This is a genomic window from Marisediminitalea sp., assembly GCF_984433645.1.
On the sequence record NZ_CFIDRX010000252.1, the window covers coordinates 1 to 4546 of the forward strand.

At 49.0% G+C, this 4546-nt stretch carries 3 protein-coding genes; all 3 read right to left on the reverse strand.

The genetic code is table 11. The annotated features are described in order from the left end of the window. Nucleotides 1-684: queuosine precursor transporter (locus AC4MRN_RS19695; RefSeq protein ID WP_491204271.1), on the reverse strand; the 684-nt coding region annotated here is incomplete at its 3' end. 115 nt (nucleotides 685-799) lie between these two features. Beyond that, nucleotides 800-3661: a hybrid sensor histidine kinase/response regulator gene (locus AC4MRN_RS19700; protein ID WP_491204272.1), complete on the reverse strand. Its 2862-nt coding sequence runs from the start codon at nucleotides 3659-3661 to the stop codon at nucleotides 800-802. Next, the coding region (locus AC4MRN_RS19705; RefSeq protein WP_491204273.1) for an ABC transporter substrate-binding protein at nucleotides 3661-4546 on the reverse strand (886 nt) is incomplete at its 5' end. The genes AC4MRN_RS19700 and AC4MRN_RS19705, both read right to left, overlap by 1 nt.

The window sequence follows — 4546 nt, forward strand, 5'->3', positions numbered from 1 at the left end:
ATCTACCCCTTCGGCACGTTTTAATACCGCTATGACTTTGTAAGTGACCGGCGTGAGCAGCACTTCCCACAATACTTTTAACGCGTAATTGGTGAGCATTACGGTAAGAATAAGCTCTGGTGTCCAGATACCCCAAAACGCGATGGGGTAAAACACCGCTGAATCTACAGCCTGACCGACAATGGTTGAACCAATGGTGCGTTGATAGAGTGCTTTGCCTTTGGACATGACTTTCATTTTTGCCATTACAAAGGCATTGGCAAACTCGCCCAGCCAGATAGCCAGTACTGACGCCAGCACAATACGCGGGGCCTGGCCAAAATTCATTGCAAAGCTGTCCTGACGCGTGATACCGCCGACATCCGAATTCCATCCTGACGCAGGTGGCATCTCGGTAATAAACCAAGCCATAAAAGCGGCAAATGCTGCTGCGAAGAATCCCGCCCAAATTGCCCGGCGCGCGCGTTGGTAGCCGTACACTTCGGTAAGCACATCGCCTAATACATAAGACAGTGGGAAGAAAATGACCCCGGCACCGAATGTAAAGCCTGCTATTTCTGCAACCTTGCCCGCACCTATGATGTTAGAGCAGACAATTAAAATGCAGGTAGCGGCCAACATAAAGTCGAAGAAGCGGAAATGCCGGGTTGAAGTATCAGTTACCTTATTGAGCGATGCGTCCATAATCTCAGTGTGAAAAAATATATAAAAGAATACCGTTAACGGCAATGGGATGATTTAGATCACTCTCAGTGTTACACAGGTCTGTGCCAGACACCAGATCCAGCTGTCACCAGGATTATTCAGCGTGGGCAATGTGAAACCACTGCCACACTTTCTGACGCAATTCTGATTCGTTAAACGGTTTACTGATGTAGTCGTTCATGCCTGCGGCAATACAGGTATCACGGTCACCTTTCATGGCATTGGCGGTCAGGGCAATGATGGGGGTTTGCTGGTAACGCTCTCCGGCTTCACCGGCGCGGATCCGGCGGGTTGCTTCATAGCCATCCATTACAGGCATCTGACAGTCCATCAGGATCAGGTCGAAATGGGCTTTCGCGCCTTGCAGTGCTTCCAGAGCTTGTTGGCCGTTGGTCGTTACCATAACCCGGCAGTCGCTCAGGTGTTCACGAGCCACTACCTGGTTAATGTTATTGTCTTCTACTAACAAAATCAGTGGCTTGCTGTTGCTCTTGGCAAATGACTCGACGGCATCAGTTTCACTGCTTGCGGTTGTTTGTATCCTGGCTTCCAGCGGCGGATACAGCAGTATGTGAAACTTAAATTTACTGCCCTGGCCTTTCTTGCTGCTGACCTCAATATCGCCGCCCATCAGTTGTATCAATTGTTTACTGATGGCCAGTCCCAGTCCGGTACCACCAAACTGACGGGTCGTAGATTCATCTTCCTGGCTAAACAGGGAAAAGATATTGTCGAGTTTGCTCGCATCGATGCCTACACCGGTATCGGATACTTCACAATCAAAGCGATAGTGATCGTCGGCGCGTTCTATCGATACGTTGACTGAGACTTTTCCTTCGCTGGTAAACTTCACCGCATTGCTCAGCAAGTTGCTGATGATCTGACGAATGCGGACAGTATCACCACTGACCCATGTTTCGCTCAATGAACAATGTAATTCAACCGGGATCCCTTTGGACTCACCTTCAAACGCATAATGCTCAATGGTTTCGTTTAGCAATGCCTCCAAGTTGAAATCATGCCGTTCTACCAGCAATTTGCCAGCTTCAATTTTCGAGAAATCTAAAATATCGTTGATAATGTGCAACAGGTCTTTGGTACTCTGGCGTGCCATGCGCACATAGTTTTGTTGTGCTTCATCCAGGTTACCGTTGTTCAACAGGCCCAACATGCCATAGATACCATTAATGGGCGTGCGAATTTCGTGGCTCATACTGGCCAGGAAACGGGATTTGAGCTGGGTAGACTCCTCGGCCCGAAGTTTAGCTTCTTCCAAATAGCGGGATGTTTGTTCCTGCAGTGTCACATCCTGCTGAATACCGATGAAGTGTGAGACCGAGCCATCGCGCTGCTGAATTGGTGACAGCGTGAGTTGATTGTAAAACTCAGAACCGTCTTTGCGGTAGTTAAGCAGGGTAATTTCTACGCCTTTTCCGGCTTGGAGCGCTTCTGATATTTGCTGAATGTGCTCCGGGTTAGTATTCGGGCCTTGCAGCAATCGACAGTTCTTGCCAATTACTTCGGCCTTCCGGTAACCCGTAAGTTTTTCAAATGCGCTGTTTACGTAAATAAGCGGGTTGTCGGGCTGAGTAACGTCGGAAATGACTATACTCACTGTCGCTTCGTTCATTGCCCGGGTGCGAATAAGCACGTCTTTTTCCAGAATAACCCGCTGGGTAATGTTCTCGCCTACTAGAATATGCCCAATGAATTCGCCCTCAGTGTTTAGCATAGGGCTGGCATTCCAGCTAACGTGCAAGGTTTCACCAGACGGTTTTTGGTAGCTCAGTTGTAGTTTCTTGTCGGTACGTATTGCCAGGTGAAGCACGTTTTCAATAATGTCATCCAGTGATTGCTGATAATGCTCCAGAAAGTGGGTGAACGCCGAGTTAGACAGCAGTCGCTGATTATCGTTATTGACGACCATTAACATCTCTTCCATCGAGTTAATGATGTTGCTGAACCGGTTGTTCGACAGTGACAGGTCGTTAACGCTGTCGATGAGTTGTTCGAAGGCGTGGCGTATTTGCGACATTTCCAGGGTAGGCTCCTGGCGGATCTCGCTGTTGCCCTGAGTATTGTCGATTTGGTGTTCGAGGTTTTCGTGTAGACGTTGCAAAGTCAGTGAAGACAAGTTCGCGGCGGCTCTGACGCTATAAAGACTGGTTAAGATAATTGAGACTACCGCAAGTGCCAGGATGGGAATGAGCCAGAAGATGTTGTTGTAGGCATCTATAACCGGCTCGAAGCTAACCAGACGAAAGTTTTCCCACTTTGTATTGGCAATGTACTGTGCATCTAAATCCAGGGTATCGAATTCCGTGCCGACCGGAAACTGCTTGGGACGACTGGAATACAACACCTTTCCTTCTTCGCCAATCACAAGCTGCGTAGCCACGTTCGGGCGATCACTTACTACCCAGTGCAATGAGTCGACATACAGTGCCAGCGCACCCTCGGCCATGCCGTTTATCATAACAGGGGCGGCAATAAATACGCCGTCATCATTTACCGAGGTATAGGTGTCTGCATCACTGAGTACTTGCTGTTGCCAGGCTTTCAGGTAGTGCTTAGGGACCCGCTCGTCCCAGTTTTTAAACAACAACCGCTCACCCGAGAAATTGAACAACGCCAGACTTAAGTTGCGATCTCCGGTAATTTGCAGGGACTGAATAAACAGAGGCAGATAATACTGTTGGTATTCTACGTCGATTAGCCCGTTAACCAGTAAGTCGTTGTTTGCGATATTCGACAGTTCGGTGCGGGTTAAATCAATGCTTCGCTCAATACTGTCGGTCAGGTCGTCAAGGTAACCTTGGTGTACTTCTGCTATGTGGCGGTTCGCGGTGAAAAATACCGTTGAAAAAATCAGTATTGTGAATACCACCAGAATGGCCGCCAGCTTGGGCAGCATTATGCGTTGAAGATATTGCCTGAGCGATGGCAAACGCGGCATCAATTATCCTCGGTAAAAGGCACTAAATGTCCAAGCGCGTTGTAGTATGACATAAAGTAGTCATCGGCAAACAGCGCATCGTGGCGAGTAGGACTAAACGGCGGCGCATAGTGTTTTATCAAACCCTTGTGTTCTGTCATTTTTTCCAACGCCATGCGTATTTCGTCTGAATTCAGCGAGCCGGCCTGTTCTGTGGCTTTTGCCAGAATATGAACTAAATCATAAGCATGGGCCAGCCCTACGACACCCAGAATACTATCTGGTTGAGCATGAGCGTCAAACCGTTCGCGATAAGCATTAAATACGCGTCGTTCAACTGCACCATCGGGGTTACGTTCAAAACTGAAGGTTTGTAAAACCGCAAAGTCTAACTTATTCAACGTGGCAAGCCCCAGTTTGGCCACAAAATCGCCGCCAGCAATGCCCCAGTGCGAGATCATGGGGATGGGCGTACTTTGTTGCAGCATGGTATTGGCAATCATCACTCCCTCAGGTGCATTAACCACCAAAAATAATGCCTCTGCTTCGCTTTCCATTATTGCATCCATTTCCTGTTGAAAGGACTCCTGCCGCCAGTTAACCCATTGCACCGTGGTGATGGTAATGCCATAAGCCTGACTGTGTTGCTCCAGAGACGCTAGGTTAGAGCGGCCCCAGCCAGTGCGCTCCAATGCTAACGCGATCCGGGTTATACCGCGTGACGCTGCATGGCGCAGCATCACTTTGGCGGCTTCTGCGTCGCGAACAGAAATGCGAAAAACAAAGCTGGGCGAATACTCGTTGTCGATAATACTGGTGCCCGCCGCCCAAGGGCCGAGATACAAGAATTTGTGTTCATGAATCAGCGGGAGCTCTGCCAGAGCAACGGGGGTGTGAACCCCACCT

Excerpts from the sequence above, each read along its gene's own strand:
- AC4MRN_RS19700 (WP_491204272.1), bottom strand. The coding sequence starts at position 3,661 with ATGCCGCGTTTGCCATCGCTCAGGCAATATCTTCAACGCATAATGCTG.